11 protein-coding genes are annotated in these 15,557 nt (G+C 64.4%); 3 read left to right on the top strand and 8 right to left on the bottom strand.

Annotation, left to right across the window (positions count from 1 at the left end):
* Window position 1: 1 nt before the first annotated feature.
* From addB to trxA, 3 genes are all read left to right on the top strand, one after another.
* On the top strand, window positions 2-3,172 hold the full coding sequence (addB, locus tag SJ05684_RS16300) for a double-strand break repair protein AddB (protein WP_095694290.1): 3,171 nt from the start codon (window positions 2-4) through the stop codon (window positions 3,170-3,172).
* Entirely contained in the window at window positions 3,162-6,731 is a 3,570-nt protein-coding gene (addA, locus tag SJ05684_RS16295; RefSeq protein WP_034852592.1) for a double-strand break repair helicase AddA, read from the top strand. The genes addB and addA overlap by 11 nt, the downstream gene beginning before the upstream one ends.
* Window positions 6,732-6,818: 87 nt before the next feature.
* Window positions 6,819-7,142, top strand: a complete 324-nt coding sequence (gene trxA / locus SJ05684_RS16290; RefSeq protein ID WP_034852593.1) for a thioredoxin — start codon at window positions 6,819-6,821, stop codon at window positions 7,140-7,142.
* A gap of 194 nt (window positions 7,143-7,336) precedes the next feature.
* Here trxA and SJ05684_RS16285 read toward each other — a convergent pair whose 3' ends face one another.
* The 8 genes from SJ05684_RS16285 to phaZ form a co-directional block, all read right to left on the bottom strand.
* Complete coding sequence (locus SJ05684_RS16285) at window positions 7,337-8,680, bottom strand: bifunctional folylpolyglutamate synthase/dihydrofolate synthase (RefSeq protein ID WP_034852594.1); 1,344 nt, start codon at window positions 8,678-8,680, stop codon at window positions 7,337-7,339.
* A 119-nt stretch (window positions 8,681-8,799) separates the two neighbouring features.
* On the bottom strand, window positions 8,800-9,714 hold the full coding sequence (gene accD / locus SJ05684_RS16280; protein ID WP_034852595.1) for an acetyl-CoA carboxylase, carboxyltransferase subunit beta: 915 nt from the start codon (window positions 9,712-9,714) through the stop codon (window positions 8,800-8,802).
* 49 nt (window positions 9,715-9,763) lie between these two features.
* A complete protein-coding gene (trpA, locus tag SJ05684_RS16275; protein WP_034852596.1) occupies window positions 9,764-10,603 on the bottom strand; it encodes a tryptophan synthase subunit alpha in 840 nt (279 codons plus the stop codon).
* A 4-nt stretch (window positions 10,604-10,607) separates the two neighbouring features.
* A complete protein-coding gene (gene trpB / locus SJ05684_RS16270; protein ID WP_034852597.1) occupies window positions 10,608-11,828 on the bottom strand; it encodes a tryptophan synthase subunit beta in 1,221 nt (406 codons plus the stop codon).
* Window positions 11,825-12,499 (bottom strand): phosphoribosylanthranilate isomerase, encoded by a 675-nt coding sequence (locus tag SJ05684_RS16265; protein WP_034852598.1) that lies wholly within the window; start codon window positions 12,497-12,499, stop codon window positions 11,825-11,827. Before SJ05684_RS16265 ends, trpB begins: the two co-directional genes overlap by 4 nt.
* Window positions 12,500-12,690: 191 nt before the next feature.
* Complete coding sequence (locus tag SJ05684_RS16260; protein WP_034852665.1) at window positions 12,691-13,446, bottom strand: M48 family metallopeptidase; 756 nt, start codon at window positions 13,444-13,446, stop codon at window positions 12,691-12,693.
* A 120-nt stretch (window positions 13,447-13,566) separates the two neighbouring features.
* Window positions 13,567-13,983: a DUF2852 domain-containing protein gene (locus SJ05684_RS16255; protein ID WP_034852666.1), complete on the bottom strand. Its 417-nt coding sequence runs from the start codon at window positions 13,981-13,983 to the stop codon at window positions 13,567-13,569.
* A 224-nt stretch (window positions 13,984-14,207) separates the two neighbouring features.
* Window positions 14,208-15,482: a polyhydroxyalkanoate depolymerase gene (gene phaZ, locus SJ05684_RS16250; protein ID WP_034852599.1), complete on the bottom strand. Its 1,275-nt coding sequence runs from the start codon at window positions 15,480-15,482 to the stop codon at window positions 14,208-14,210.
* Window positions 15,483-15,557: the final 75 nt, after the last annotated feature.

The raw sequence follows: 15,557 nt of genomic DNA, 5'->3' as shown, positions 1-15,557 counted from the left end.
GGTGTCCGGGCGCGAACCAAACGTCTACACGATCCCCCCCGGACTGCCCTTTCTGAAAACGCTGGCGGAAACGCTCCTGAGCGGTAAGCTGGCGCCGGATTTCGAATATGATCCGGCGAATCCGCTTGGCCTTGCCGGCGTAACGATCTTTCTCCCCACCCGGCGCGCGGCGCGCGTGCTGCGCTCGGAACTCGTGGACCTGCTCGGCGGCCGCTCTGCAATCCTGCCGATGATCCGCGCTCTCGGCGAAACGGACGACGACAGCGGCTTCTTCGACGCGGAGGTGCCGGCGATCCTCGATCTTGCGCCGCCGCTCTCCGGCACATCGCGGCTGATCGAACTCGGGCGGCTGATCCTTGCGTGGCGCAACCGACTGCCGCAAGTGGTGCTGGACATCCATGCAGAAAGCCCGCTGATCGCGCCCGCAAGCCCTGCCGACGCCATCTGGCTTGCGCGCAACCTTGCCGAACTGATCGATTCGATCGAGACGGAGGAGCTCGACTGGGAGGCGCTGGACGGGCTCGACGCCGGAGAACATGCGCTCTGGTGGCAATTGACGCTCGCCTTTCTGAAGATCGCGCGAAGCTACTGGCCGGACCGGCTTGCGGAGCTCAAGCATTCGTCGCCGGCGCGCCACCGAAATGCCGTGCTCAAGGCCGAAACGCAGCGCATTGCTGCCGGAATGGTGAGTGGGCCGATCATCATCGCCGGCTCGACCGGCTCCATTCCCGCGACCGCCGCCCTGATCGCAGCCGTCAAGGCGCTGCCGAACGGCACCATCGTGCTTCCCGGTCTCGACCAGGAGATGAGCGATGAGGAATGGGGGTTTATCGCCGCAGACCGCTCGATCCCGAACGATCCGGGCAGCCGCACCCATCCGCAATACGGCCTTCAGCGCCTTTTGCAGCGCATGGCGGTAGAGCGCCGCGAGGTGCCGGTGCTCGGGACCGTCGCTCGCGATCTCAAGGATCGCAATGCCGTTCTCTCACGGGCGCTGCTGCCGGCGAAGGCCACCGACAGCTGGACGCAGACGCGCGAAGAGTTTGACCGCGAGAGGCTTCTTGCGGCCTTTGCCGACGTGGCGCTGATCGAGGCCGCGAACGAGCGCGAGGAGGCAACGGCAATCGCCATTGCGCTCAGGCTCGCGCTTGAAGGCGACGACGACAGCCAGGCGGCGCTCATCACGCCGGATCGCGGGTTGGCGCGCCGTGTGGGGGCGGAGCTTGCCCGTTTCGGCATCGAAGCCGACGATTCCGCCGGCATCCCGCTTTCGGCGGCGCCGGCGGGCACGCTTACCCGCCTGCTGATAGAGGCGACGCTCAGGCCGGACGATCCTGTGCCGCTCGTCGCCCTTCTCAAGCACCCGCTGGCGCGTTTCGGCTACGCCGCGGAGGAGGCGCGACGCGCCGCCGACGCTCTGGAAGTCACGGCGCTGCGCGGCAGCACCGCAGTCGCCGACGTTTCGGCACTCGAAGAAGTGCTCGACAAGGCGCTTGCACAACATGCCGACGACCGTCATCCGCCGCCCTGGCGAGTGGGAATCGGCCCCGATGAAATCGCCCTGGCACGCGACCTCGCCCAACGGATTGCCGGCGCCGTCGCTCCGCTGACCGGCGCGTGGACATCCCGCCCGGTCGAGGGCCGCCCGCGCTCGATGACGCTGACATTGGCCGATTGGGGCGAACGGACGGGCCGAGCGCTCGAGGCCGCCGCCATCGACGACCGCGGCAGCCTGGGTGAACTCTGGGGATCGGAAGCCGGCGAAGCATTGGCAACGCTACTGGGCGGCATCATCGAGACCGACGGGCAGATGGAGGCGGACGGTTCGCAATGGTGCGACATCGTCGAAGCGCTTGCCGCAAGCGAAGCGGTCAAGCCGCGGTCAATGCGCCATCCCCGCGTCTTCATTTTTGGCGCTTTGGAATCCCGCCTGCAAAGCGTCGATCTCGTCGTGCTCGGCGGCATGAACGAGGGCACTTGGCCGGGCCAGACCTCGAACGACCCCTTCCTGTCACGGACAATGAAGTCCGGCATTGGACTGGAACCGCCGGAACGGCGGATCGGCCAACTCGCCCATGACTTCCAGATGGTCTGCGGTACCCGCCGGTTGATCTTCTCCCGCGCGATGCGTCAGGGCTCGGCACCGACGGTGGCCTCCAGATGGCTGCAGCGCCTGCAGGCACTCGGCGGCGAGGCGCTGACGAGCCGGCTCAGGGCGAACGGCGCCGACTATCTGCAATGGATGCGCATGCTCGACGAGGGCGAGCGGCAGCCGCTTGCCGAGCGGCCACAGCCAAAGCCGCCGGCCGACCTTCAGCCGCGCAAATATTCCTTCAGCGAAGTGTCGCGCCTGCGCCGCGACCCCTATTCGGTCTATGCCCGCCGCATCCTCCGGCTCACGCCGATCGATTCGTTCAACCGCGATCCGGGCGCGGCCGAACGCGGCTCGCTCTATCACCGCATCGTCGAGCGGTTCGTCAAGGGCGGGTTCGATGCCGCCTCCCCCGATGGGGAAGAGGCGATGGTTCGCCTGATCAAGGAAGCCTTCGACGAGGAAAGGCTGCCCGCCCATATCGACACAATCTGGCGGCCGCGTTTCGAGGCAGTGGCAAGGGCGTTTCTGTCCTGGGAGCGGGAGCGCCGGCCCGGCATCGCCAGATCTTTCACGGAGGTTGCGGCGGCAATGGATATCGGCCTCGCCGACATAAGGCTGACGGGCATAGCCGACCGCCTGGACCGATTAAGAACCGGCACTATCGACATCATCGACTACAAAACCGGCTCCAGCCCCTCGCCCAAGGAAGCGCGGGCCCTGCTCGATCCGCAATTGGCGCTGGAAGCAGCCGCCCTCAAGGCCGGCGCCTTCAGAGCCCTGGGACCGGCAAAGCCTCACTCGCTGCGCTATGTGCGGCTGAAACCCGGTGGCCGCTTTGCGGTCGATACGGTCAACAACGAAAACAGCAAGGCGAGGGACACAAAGACGGCAGACCAGCTCGCGGAAGAATCGCTTGCCGGATTGCGAAAGCTCCTCGGCGCGTTGTTGAGCGGACGACATGGCTTTGCCTCGCGGCTGATCGTGCAGAAAGAGCGGGACTACGGCGGCGAATACGACCATCTGGCGCGTGTCGCCGAATGGTCGACGGCGGACGGCGAGGACGACGATGAGGAATAGCCTTCCCGGACCCACGGACGGCACGCCCAAGGCGTGGCTCGACTGGACGACAGGACAGCAGGCGCTCGCCTCGGACCCGGCGCGCTCGGCCTGGGTTTCCGCCAATGCCGGTTCGGGCAAGACGCATGTCCTGACACAGCGCGTCATACGGCTCCTGCTTGCCGGATGCCGGCCTTCCGCGATCCTCTGCCTCACCTATACGAAGGCGGCGGCTTCCGAAATGTCGAACCGCATCTTCGAGCGGCTCGCCGAATGGGCGACACTCGACGACGCAACACTGGAACAGCGGATCGAGGCGATCGAGGGAAGGCGCCCGGCGCTCGTAAAGATCCAGGAGGCGCGACGGCTTTTCGCCAAGGCACTGGAGACGCCCGGCGGACTGAAGATTCAGACGATCCACGCTTTTTCCGAGGCGCTGCTGCACCAGTTCCCGCTGGAAGCAAACGTCGCGGGACATTTTTCCGTGCTCGACGACCGCGCCGCCGCGGTCCTGCTTGCGGATGCGCGGCGCGCGCTTCTGACGGCCACCGCCGGGAAGGGCGAGGAGGCGCTCGCCGAGGCCTTCGCCACCGTGCTCGACCTCGCCGACGATACCGGCCTCGAGAAGCTGCTCGAGGCAATCGTTGCCAATCGCGCACGGATCCGCGCCTTTCTCGACCGCGCTTCCGAGCGGGGCGGGACAGAAGCGCATCTGCGAAAGGCCCTCGGGATCGCGCCGGGCGAGACGGCGAAGAGCGTCATGGCCAAGGCCTGGCCGCTTGCCGGCCTCAATGGCGCGGCACTCGAACACTATGTCGCGCTGGCGCTTGAGCATGGCGGCGTCAAGGCCGTCGAGGTCGCGGAGGGACTGAAAGCGATTTGCGAGCTCGGGGGTGCCGAGGAGCGTTTTGCCGGCCTGCTCAAGGTCTTCTTCAACGGCGGCGGCAAGCCGAAGGCCGATTCGACCTTCTTCAACAAGGCGATGCTCGGACAAGCGCCGCATCTTGCGCCGCTGATCGAGGAAGCGCGCAATCACGTCACCGCCTTGGCCGACCGCGTGAGCATCGTCCGGATGTACGAGGCGACGCGCGCCGCCCTCATCCTCGCCGAAAGGCTCGACCGCGACTATGAGGAGATCAAAAAGGCGCGTAGCCAGCTCGACTTCGAGGACCTGATCAACCGCACGGCGGCGCTGCTTTCCCGCAGCGACGTCGGCGCCTGGGTGCATTACAAGCTCGACCAAGGCATCGACCATATTCTCGTCGACGAAGCGCAGGACACCAGCCCGGCGCAATGGACGATCATCCAGGCGCTCGCGGCCGATTTCTTCGCCGGCGAAACGGCACGTGCCGACGACCGGACGATCTTCGCCGTCGGCGACGAGAAGCAGTCGATCTATTCCTTCCAGGGAGCGCGGCCGGAACGCTTCTCGCGCGAAAGCGTCCTTACCGAGCGGCGCGTGCGCGCCGCGAACCGGCATTTCAGCCCGATCCGTCTGCAGCTCTCCTTCCGCTCGACGGTGGACGTGCTGTCCGCGGTCGACACTGTCTTTGCCAATCCGGGCAATGCCAAGGGCCTCAGTGCCCGGAACGAGGCGGTCGTGCACGCCTCGAACCGGATCGGCCATCCGGGCGCCGTCGACATCTGGGACGTGATTGCACCCCAGCCGACCGCGTCCGAGGAGGAATGGACCGCACCCTTCGATGCTACGCCGGAACGGGCGCCGCTGAACATTCTCGCCTTGCGGATCGCGGCGGTTCTCGAGGACTGGATCGGCAAGGAAACGGTGATCGAGAAGGGCGTGCGGCGGCCGATGCGCCCAGGCGACGTCATCGTGCTCGTGCGCAAGCGCGATGCCTTCGTCAACGCGCTGACCCGGGCGCTGAAGCGCCGCGGCAACATTTCCGTCGCCGGCGCCGACCGACTGGTGCTGACCAGCCATATCGCCGTGCAGGACCTGATGGCGCTCGGCCGTTTTGTGTTGCTGCCGGAGGACGATCTGTCTCTTGCGGCGCTGCTTAAAAGCCCGCTCTTCAATCTTGGCGAAGACGATCTTTTCGAGCTCGCGGCGCGCCGGGCGGAAGGCGAGAGCCTCTGGCTGCGGCTGCAACGGTTGGCAGCGGAAGAGACAAGCCGCTTCCATGGCGTAGTCAAGAAGCTTGCGGAGTTCGGGAGTCTCGCCCGCTCTCTGCCGCCGCACGATTTCTATGCCCGCGTGCTCGGCGCCCAGGGCGGCCGGCGCGGTTTTCTGGGTCGACTCGGCAGCGAGGTCAGCGACATTCTCGACGAGTTCCTGACCTTCGCACTCGACCATGAACGAAGCGGCCTGCCCGGTCTGCAGGCTTTCATCTCGACGCTCGAAGTGGAGGCGCCGACGGTGAAACGCGAGCAGGACAAGGAGCGCGACGAGGTGCGCGTCATGACCGTGCATGCGGCGAAGGGCCTCGAGGCCCCGGTCGTTTTCCTCGTCGACGGCGGTGGCGCCGCCTTCGTCCGCCAGCAGGTGTCGGACCTGCGCTTTCTCGAACGACAGCAGGCCGACCGTGCCGTGGTGAGCATTCCGGTCTGGCGGGCGCCGGGCTCGCCGTCGAACACACTGATCTCTAACGACAACGAGCGCCTCAAGAGGCTGGCCGAGGAGGAATACCGACGCCTTCTCTATGTCGGCATGACGCGTGCCGCGGACCGCCTGATCGTCTGCGGCTATCGCGGCCAGCGGCAGACGCTCGATACCTGGCACGCCATGGTGCAGGGAACGCTCGCCCATGATCCAAAGGGCCGCGCCAAACCGACGATCTTCCGCGCGGGCAGCGAGGAGTGGACCGGACATGTGTGGCGCGAGACGCAAGCGCCCGTGGCGCTGAAGGAGGCCGGCGAGCTCCCGGCGAAGTCGGAACCGGCAGCGTCCGGCCTGCCGCCCGCCCTTTCGAAGCCCCTGCCGCCACAGCGCCGGCTGCCCCGGCCGCTCACCCCCTCCGGCACGACGATCGCGATCGATGATCCGGATGGAGAGACGATCGTCGGTTCGGCCCTCTTTGGCGAAAGGGGCGCTCCAAACTTCTCGATGCTGCGCGGGGCGATCCTGCACCGGCTGCTGCAGGTCCTGCCTACGATCGACGGCCCCGAACGGCGCGCCGCAGCTGAGCGCTATCTCAGCCGGTCCGTACCGCGCTGGCGCGATACGGACCGGCGCCAACTGATCGACGCCGTCATGGATGTGCTCGACCGTCCCGATCTCGCGGCACTTTTCGCCGGACAGAGCCGCGCGGAAGTCTCCGTCATGGGAACGCTGAAGCTCGGCGGCCGCGAGTTCGCGGTCTCTGGGCGGATCGACCGCCTGGCCGTTTCCGGTGACACGGTGACGATCGCCGATTTCAAGACAAACCGCCAGGTGCCGGAGACGCTCGAGGAGATCGCTCCGGTTCACCGAACGCAGCTTGCGATCTATCGCGAGCTCTTGAAGCCGCTCTATTCCGGCAAGTATTTCCGCTCCGTTCTGATCTTCACCGAGGGGCCCGCCGTGCGGGTGCTGACCGATGCGATGCTGGACAGGAGCCTTGAAGAGCTCGCGACAAAGTGAGATACACCTTATTGAATATCCGGTGGCGGCGCCTCACATGAGGCACAACATCTGGACAATGTCATTTCCGAACGCAAGGAGCAGCCGATGGCTACCGTAAAAGTCGATGCGTCCAACTTTCAAAAGGAAGTCCTGAATTCCGCTGAGCCGGTCGTCGTGGACTTCTGGGCGGAATGGTGCGGCCCGTGCAAAATGATCGCGCCGAGCCTTGAGGAAATTGCCGCCGAACTCGCGGGCAAGGTCAAGGTCGCCAAGCTCAACATCGACGAAAACCCGGAACTCGCCGCCCAGTACGGCGTCCGCTCGATACCGACGCTCGCCGTGTTCAAGGCCGGCGAAGTTGCCGACATCAAGGTCGGTGCAGCGCCCAAGACGGCACTGAGCTCCTGGATTTCCAACGCAGCCGCTTGAGCTGAGCCCTGTACGGAAGAAATCACGACTGAGAAGCCCGGCGTGCCCGGGCTTTTTTCTTTCAGGGAGTCAGTCGAAACCGTGCTTTGCCGTCCCAGCCTCGCCGGTAGGTTCTCCGTCATCCTCGGGCAGGACTCCCAAACCCAGGCTCAAGCCCGAGGATGACAACAGGACAGGGCTGCTCCGTCGCCACCTTACCGCGGCGGTGTGCCGTTTTCGGCGAGAACATCACCCACGAGATAGAGCGAACCGCCGATCAGGATGCGCGGTGGCACTGGATCCTCGTCCGTGAGTTCGGCGATGAGGCTTAGCGCCTCCGCGACCGACGACGTCGCATTGGCCTCGAAACCCGCCGAAGCGGCATCTGCGGCGAGAGCGACGGGATCAAGCCCGGCATCGGAGCCATGGATCGGCACGGTGAAGACCTGCTCGGCGAGATCGAGGAAAGCCTGGAAGTAACCCACCGGATCCTTGGTGTTGATCATGCCGATGATCAGGAACAGCGGCCGCGGTTCACGTTCCTCGAAGCCCGCCATTGCTTCGGCAATGACCTGGCCCGCACCGGGGTTATGCCCGCCATCGATCCAAATCTCGGCCCCCGCCGGTCCGTGATGCGACAGCTTGCCGCCGGCGAGGCGCTGCAGCCGGCCGGGCCATTCCACGCTTGCCAGGCCCTTCTCGATGGCCGCTTCCGGCACGTCGAAACCGGCGGCCCTCACCGCGCGGATAGCCGCGGCGGCATTGGCATATTGGTGCCGGCCGGGAAGCCGCGGCAATGGCAGGTCCGCAAGTCCGCACTCGTCCTGATAGATCAGCCTGCCGAACTCCTCATGCGCCATGAAGTCCTGACCGTAGACGGACGTCGGGCAGCCGAGCCGCTCGGCGGTTTCGACGAGCACATCGCGCGCGCCGTCTTCCTCCTGATGGCCGATCACCACAGGGCAGCCGCGTTTCATGATGCCGGCCTTTTCGGCGGCAATCAGTTCCACCCGATCGCCGAGATAGGCTTGGTGGTCGAGCGAGATCGGCATGATGACGGAGCAGGCCGCACGGGCGATGACATTCGTCGCATCGTAGCGGCCGCCAAGCCCGACCTCGATGATCGCGACATCGGCGGGATGCTCCGCGAAGAGCAGGAAGGTGACAGCGGTCAGCATTTCGAAGACGGTCACACTCTGGCCGGCATTGGCCGCCGCCACGCGGCGCACCGCATCGGCAAGGACCGGATCGCTGACGAGCGCACCCCTTCCGCCCTTGACGCCGAGACGATAGCGCTCGTGCCAATTTACGAGATGCGGCGAGGTGTGCACGTGGACGCTGAGGCCCGTCGCCTCGAGGATCGCTCGGCAAAAGGCGGTGGCAGAGCCTTTGCCGTTCGTACCGGCGACATGAATGACCGGCGGCAAGCGTTGCTCAGGATTCCCTAGCGCGGCAAGCAGGCGGGTGATCCTGTCCAGCGACAGGTCGAACCCCTTCGGATGGAGCGCGAGAAGCTTCTCGATCTCCTGCGCCGCTTCGCTGACCTCAGCCGCCGTCATGATATTACCCCGAGAATAAACCGCTGCAGCGGGATAAGAACAGATGCGAAGCGGATTGACCCGCCTCGCCTCTAGACATGCTTGAAGCGCTGGCGCGTTTCAAGCCGGATCGCGGCGGCTCAGGCTCTTGCCGCGACGGGCATCGCGGAAACCTGCGCGGCTTCTTCGCGCTTTACGGCTTCCGCCGGCTTCTTCATCAGGATCTTCAGGACGCGCGCCAGCGTCTCCGGCAGGTCGTGGCGCTTGACTACCATGTCGACCATTCCGTGCTCCAGGAGATATTCGGAGGTCTGGAAGCCGTCGGGGAGCTTCTCGCGCAGGGTCTGCTCGATCACCCGCTTGCCGGCAAAGCCAATTTCGGCGCCGGGCTCGGCCATGTGGATGTCACCCAGCATCGCATAGGAGGCGGTGACACCGCCGGTCGTCGGATTGGTGAGCACGACAATATAGGGAAGGCCCGCTTCCTTGAGCATGTTCACGGCGACAGTGGTGCGCGGCAATTGCATCAGCGAGAGGATGCCCTCCTGCATGCGGGCGCCGCCCGAAGCCGGGAAGATGACCAGCGGGCATTTCTCCGCGATCGCCCGTTCGAAGGCCTTGACGATCGCTTCGCCCGCCGCCAGGCCGAGCGACCCGCCGATGAAGTTGAACTCGTGCACGACTGCGACGAGCTTCACGCCCTGGACGAGGCCGAGACCAGTGACGATCGTGTCCTCGAGTTCGGTCTTGGCTCGGCTGTCGCGCAGGCGATCGACGTATTTCTTCGAATCGCGGAACTTCAGCGGATCCTGCGCCACCTTCGGCTGCGGCAGAGCCTCGTAGATGCCGCCGTCGAACAGGTCCTTCAGACGTGCCTTGGCCGGCATCTTCATATGGTGGCCGGACTGCGGGATGACCCACTTGTTCTCTTCGAGATCGCGGTGGAACACCATCTCGCCGGTTTCAGGGCATTTGATCCAGAGGTTTTCCGGAACTTCCCTGCGGCCCAGCATCGAATTGATCTTCGGCCGAACGTAGTTTGTGATCCAGTTCACTTATAGACTCCTGAAGATGTCCTTCGAGTTGCGCGCCAATATAGGCGGATTATTCGGCTGCCGCGAGTCTTGCCGCCCGCACGCCCGCCGAGAGGCCCCGAACCAGCGCCTCGACGCCCGGTACAGTCGCTTCGGTCGCGTGGCCGTCTTCCGTCAGGCTCGACGCGATTTGGTTGATGATGGCCGTGCCGACCACGACACCATCGGCCGAGGCTCCGATTACCCGCGCATGGTCGGCGGTCTTGACGCCAAAACCGACGCAGACGGGCAGTTCGGTGTGCGACTTGATCCGTGCAACCGCCCCGGCGATCAGCGACGGATCGGGCAGGGCCGCGCCGGTGATGCCGGTCATCGAGACGTAGTATACGAAACCGGAGGTGTTCTCGAGTACCTTGGGCAAGCGGCGATCATCGGTCGTCGGCGTCGCCAGGCGGATGAAGCTGATGCCCTTTTCGAGCGCCGGAATGCAGAGTTCGTCATCCATTTCCGGCGGCAGGTCGACGACGATCAGCCCGTCGACCCCGGCCTCGACCGCGTCCGCCAGGAAGCGCTCGACGCCGTAAATATAGATCGGGTTGTAATAGCCCATCAGCACGATCGGGGTGCTCTGATTCTCGGCCCGGAAGCGCCGTGAAAGATCCAGCGTCTTGGCTAGCGTCTGGCCCCCCTTGAGAGCCCGCTGGCCGGCGAGCTGGATCGCCGGACCGTCGGCCATCGGATCGGAAAAGGGCACGCCGAGCTCGATGACATCGGCGCCCGCCTTCGGCAGCGCCTTCATGATCGCGAGCGACGTTTCGAAATCCGGGTCTCCGCCCATGAAATAGGTGACGAGCACCGGGCGACCTTCCGCCGCAACGTCGGCGAACCTCTGTTCCATGCGTGCGGTCATGTCGTTATTGCCCCATACCCAGAAGTTTGCCGACGGTGAAAATGTCCTTGTCGCCGCGACCGGAGAGATTCATCAGGATGATCTGATCCTTGTCCATCTTCGGCGCCCGCTTGATGACCTCGGCGAGCGCATGCGACGGCTCGAGCGCCGGGATGATGCCTTCGAGGCGGGTCAATGTCTGGAAGGCCTCGAGCGCCTCATGGTCCATGATCGGCACATATTCGACGCGGCCGATATCGTTGAGCCAGGCGTGCTCCGGGCCGATGCCCGGATAATCGAGGCCCGCTGAGATCGAATGGCCTTCCTTGATCTGCCCGTCGCCGTCCTGCAGCAGATAGGTCCGGTTGCCGTGCAGCACGCCCGGCGAGCCGGCCGTGATCGAAGCGCAATGCTCATCCCCGCCGAGCCCCTTGCCGCCGGCTTCGACACCCACGATGCGGACGCCGTCGTCATCGAGGAAGGGGTGGAAAATGCCGATCGCGTTTGAGCCGCCGCCAACGGCCGCGACAACGAGGTCGGGCAGCCGCCCTTCCGCCTTGAGAATCTGCTCCTTGGCCTCCTGTCCGATGACCGCCTGGAAATCGCGAACCATTTCCGGATAGGGGTGTGGGCCGGCGGCGGTGCCGATCAGGTAATATGTGCTGTCGACATTCGTAACCCAATCGCGCAGTGCCTCGTTCATCGCGTCCTTGAGCGTGCCGTTGCCGGCCGTCACCGGCTTCACCTCGGCACCGAGGAGCTTCATTCGGAAAACGTTCGGCGCCTGCCGCTCGACATCGGTCGCGCCCATATAGACGACGCAGGGCAGACCGAAGCGCGCGGCGACGGTGGCGGAGGCCACGCCATGCTGGCCCGCGCCGGTCTCGGCGATGATGCGGGTCTTGCCCATGCGCTTGGCAAGCAGGATCTGGCCGATGCAATTGTTGATCTTGTGCGAACCGGTGTGGTTCAGTTCCTCGCGCTTGAAATAGATCTTTGCGCCGCCGAGTTCGGCCGTCAGCCGCTCGGCGAAATAAAGCGGGCTCGGGCGGCCGATATAGTGGGCGCCGAGCATTTCGAGTTCCGCCTTGAAAGCGGGATCGCTCTTCGCCGTGGTCCATTCGTCCTGAAGGTCGAGGATCAGCGGCATCAGCGTTTCCGCCACGAAACGGCCACCGAAAATGCCGAAGCGGCCGTCCTCGTCGGGTCCGGCTCTGTAGGAGTTCGGTTTAAGCGGCTGATTCACGTCTTGCTCCCTGATCGTGGCCGTTCGGCTTCGGCGCGGCGAACCGCATCGAAAAACGCATCCATAAGCTTCAAATCCTTGACACCCGGTGCTCTCTCGACTCCGGAGGATATATCGACGGCACGTGCGCCGGTCAGCGCCAGAGCCTCGCCGATATTCGCTGCATTCAGCCCACCGGAAAGCATGTAATCCACGCTTCCGTCAAGCGCCTCCAATAGTCGCCAATCGAAAGACACCCCATTGCCGCCGGGCAATTCCGAACCGGCCGGCGGCTTGGCGTCGAAGAGGAAGCGATCGACGATACCGAGATAGGGATCAATCCGGTCGAGATCGGAAACCTCGCGAATTGAGAGGGCCTTCATCACCGGGAGACCGTAGATCGCCTTGACGGTCAACACCCGCTCCGGGCTCTCCTGTCCATGTAGTTGCAGGATGTCCGGATCGAGCGCGGAGACGACTTCGTCGAGCTCGTCATTTTCCGCGTCGACGGTGACGGCGACGATCCTCGCCCGACCGCGGATGCGCTCGGCCAGCCGGCCGGCATCGTCTGGCTCTATGTTGCGCGGGCTCCTGGGAAAGAAGATGAAACCCGCATGCGAGGCGCCGAGAGCAACAGCATGCTCCGCGGCCTCCAGTGTCTTCAATCCACAGATCTTCACTTGCGTATTCATGGGAAGCGACCTCGCACGAAACGGGGCGCGAGTCGAGCAAAACCGTTGCGTTGCCAAGCGTATTGCGGGCGCCCTTGCACGGAGCCCCATCTTCCACTTGGGATTTGCCCCGCTGCAAGAAAACCGTGACGTGGGCGGCTGCCTTTTGCTGCATCCGCATTGTGCTCCGGGCCGACCGGCCAAGCCCTCATCTAACCGAAATCGATCGCGTGCAGCATGGTGCCGTTGCGCTTCAGCCAATGCCGGGCATCGCGGGTATCCGGACACAGTTTCTCGCAGAGCGCCCAGAAACCCGGTCCGTGATTCATCTCCTGCAGGTGGGCGACCTCATGGGCGGCGAGATAGGCGATCACTTTGGGAGGCGCCATTGCAATGCGCCAGGAGAAGCTCAAGTCACCTTCGGCGGAACAAGATCCCCAGCGGCTGCGGGTGTCCTTGAGGCTTAGCGAACGCACCGGTCGGCCGATTCTCCCGGAATAGACGGCGACGAGCCGCTCCAGTTCCAGCCGCGCTTCCTTCTTCAGGAAATCGGCGATGCGCCGGCGCAGGTGTTCCTCCGCCCCGCCGACCCTTAAGATCGGCTCGTCGCCGACCATCACCGCTTCCGTCAACCCGCGAATGCGGCCCGTCCGCTCAATGCGGTGGGAAACGCCGCGAATGAAGATCATGCCGCCATGCTCGATCTCGCTCTCGCCGGAGAAGCGCGCGAGCTTGGTCATCAGCCAGCCCTGCTGGCGGGTGAGGAATGCGCTGACTTCCCGTTCCGGCAGGCCCTCGGGCACCGTCAGTTTCAGGGCACGGCCGCCGGGCTCGATGCGCAGCGTCATCCGCGTGGCGCGCGCATTCTGCCGTATCGTCAAGGGCAGAACCTTGCCGGCCACCGCGATCTCCCGCGTGACTTGAGCCGGCGTTCCACCGCCCCGGCACCACTTGAAAGAAGGAAACATGAAAGCCTGTTTACCCGATTCGCGGCGCCGTTGACATGCGAGAACTTCCAGGATCGCGGTCGATTGAAGACGCAATAGGTCCGGCGTTTCATGTGAAACGCCGGACGGGAGCCGGCAGGATCAGCTGGCCGTCGCCTCCGGTGTACCGCCATTCCGGCGTTCGCGCATGAAGCGGTCGAACTCTTCCTTGTCCTTCGCACGGCGGAGCTCGCGCACATAGGCGTCGAATTCCTCTCGCATCTCGTCGAGCTTACGGCGCTCTTCCTCAAGCCGGGCAAGCTCCGCCTCGCGCCACTCGTCGAAGGCGACGTTACCGGTCCGGTGGTGGGCCCAGTGACGGCCTTGATTCCGGCGGAAGCCGGCGCACATGCGGTCGACGCTATCGTTCGCGTCCTTTTTGAAGGCTTTCAGCTTGTCGCCAAAGAGGATGTAGGCGAGCATGGCCAGACCCAGCGGCCAGAACACAATGAAGCCGAGTACCATCAATGCAATGGTCGCAGGCGTCCAGTCCGGACGGATCAATGCAGATTGGTTCATCTTCAGCATACCTCGCAATCAGCGGGCCGCCCGGTGCGGCCCGATGAAAACGATGTGGGAAAGACCGGCAAGGTCTACAAGATCGTGGCGCCTGAAATCCGTCAAGTGCTTGACTCCAGGCCACAAAATCGTCACGGAGCACGCCCTCCGCGCCGGTCACGGAAGGCGCCTGCGGCGCCTTGCGACTTCTCAGCGAGCGGAGCGCTCCTGTTTCGGCGGCCCGGTCAGGCCGACTTGCCGCCCTTGATGACGCGCTTGACAGGCTTTGCGTGCCGCGAATGCTCGCGCTGGAAGGCGACGATGCGAGGCGCAATTTCGCGACGGAACCGCGAGCCGTTGAACACGCCATAATGGCCGACGTCCGGCTGCACATAGTGCTGGCGCATATGCTCGGGGATATTGGTGCAGATCGTCTGCGCCGCCTGCGTCTGACCGAGGCCGGAAATGTCGTCGTTCTCGCCCTCTACGGTCAAGAGCGCCACCTTACGGATCGCCGTCGGATCGACGCGCTTGCCGCGATGGATCATCTCACCCTTCGGAAGCGCATGCTGCATGAAGACGACCTGCACGGTCTGGAGATAGAACTCGGCCGTCAGATCCATGACCGCCAGATACTCGTCGTAGAATTCGCGATGCTTGTCGGCCGCATCGCCGTCGTTCTTGACGAGATGGGCGAAAAACTCCTTGTGCGCGATCAGATGCCGATCGAGATTCATCGACATGAAGCCGGAAAGCTGCAGGAATCCGGGATAAACCATACGCATGAAGCCCGGCTGCGGCCACGGCACCGGCATGATGACATTGTCACGGAACCATTCGACCGGCCGCTGTTCCGCCAGCTGATTGACGCCGGTCGGGTTGATGCGGGTGTCGATCGGTCCGCCCATCAGCGTCATCGAGGCGGGCGACAGCGGATCGTTTTCCGCTTCCATTAGGGCCGTCGCCGCCAGAACCGGCACGGCCGGCTGACATACGCCGACCACATGCGTATCCGGCCCGAGGAAGTGCAGGACCTGGATGACGTAATCGATATAGTCGTCGAGGTCGAAGGTGCCCTCGCTGAGCGGCACCATGCGGGCATCCATCCAGTCGGTAATGTAGATATCCGCATGCGGCAGCAGCGCTTCGACGGTGCCACGGAGCAAGGTGGCATAGTGGCCGGACATCGGTGCGACGAGCAGTACCTTCGGATCCGGTTCACGCCCGGCGGCCAGCGAACGTTCGAAATGAATGAGGTTGCAGAAGGGAGCACGCCAGACGATCTTTTCGCGGATCATTACCGGCTGCCCGTCCACTACCGTTTCCTGAAGGCCGAATTCCGGCTTGCCGTAGCGCCGTGTCGCCCGCTCGAAAACCTCCAGCCCCGCGGCTGCGGCGCGGCCGAAATAGGTGTGCGAGACCGGATTCATCGGATTCTTGAAGGCCAGCCGCATGGCGTCCGCCGCCGTGCGCCAGGGAGCCATCATGGCATGGTTCATTTCATAAAGCTGATAGAACATGGGACGCGTACCCCTTTAATCAATCGATGACGGCGCCGCTCCCAGTCCGACGCAAGCTTGCGATTGTTTTCCTTG

It is taken from the genome of Sinorhizobium sojae CCBAU 05684, assembly GCF_002288525.1.
Lineage (GTDB): Bacteria > Pseudomonadota > Alphaproteobacteria > Rhizobiales > Rhizobiaceae > Sinorhizobium > Sinorhizobium sojae.
The sequence above is the reverse complement of the archived record's forward strand: the minus strand, read 5'-3'. Positions and strand labels throughout refer to the sequence as shown.

Coding starts and splice junctions, on each gene's coding strand:
- SJ05684_RS16285 (WP_034852594.1), bottom strand. CDS start 8,680: ATGACGGCGGCTGAGGTCAGCGAAGCGGCGCAGGAGATCGAGAAGCTT.
- SJ05684_RS16265 (WP_034852598.1), bottom strand. CDS start 12,499: ATGAATACGCAAGTGAAGATCTGTGGATTGAAGACACTGGAGGCCGCG.
- SJ05684_RS16255 (WP_034852666.1), bottom strand. CDS start 13,983: ATGAACCAATCTGCATTGATCCGTCCGGACTGGACGCCTGCGACCATT.
- trxA (WP_034852593.1), top strand. CDS start 6,819: ATGGCTACCGTAAAAGTCGATGCGTCCAACTTTCAAAAGGAAGTCCTG.
- SJ05684_RS16260 (WP_034852665.1), bottom strand. CDS start 13,446: ATGTTTCCTTCTTTCAAGTGGTGCCGGGGCGGTGGAACGCCGGCTCAA.
- phaZ (WP_034852599.1), bottom strand. CDS start 15,482: ATGTTCTATCAGCTTTATGAAATGAACCATGCCATGATGGCTCCCTGG.
- addA (WP_034852592.1), top strand. CDS start 3,162: ATGAGGAATAGCCTTCCCGGACCCACGGACGGCACGCCCAAGGCGTGG.
- trpA (WP_034852596.1), bottom strand. CDS start 10,603: ATGACCGCACGCATGGAACAGAGGTTCGCCGACGTTGCGGCGGAAGGT.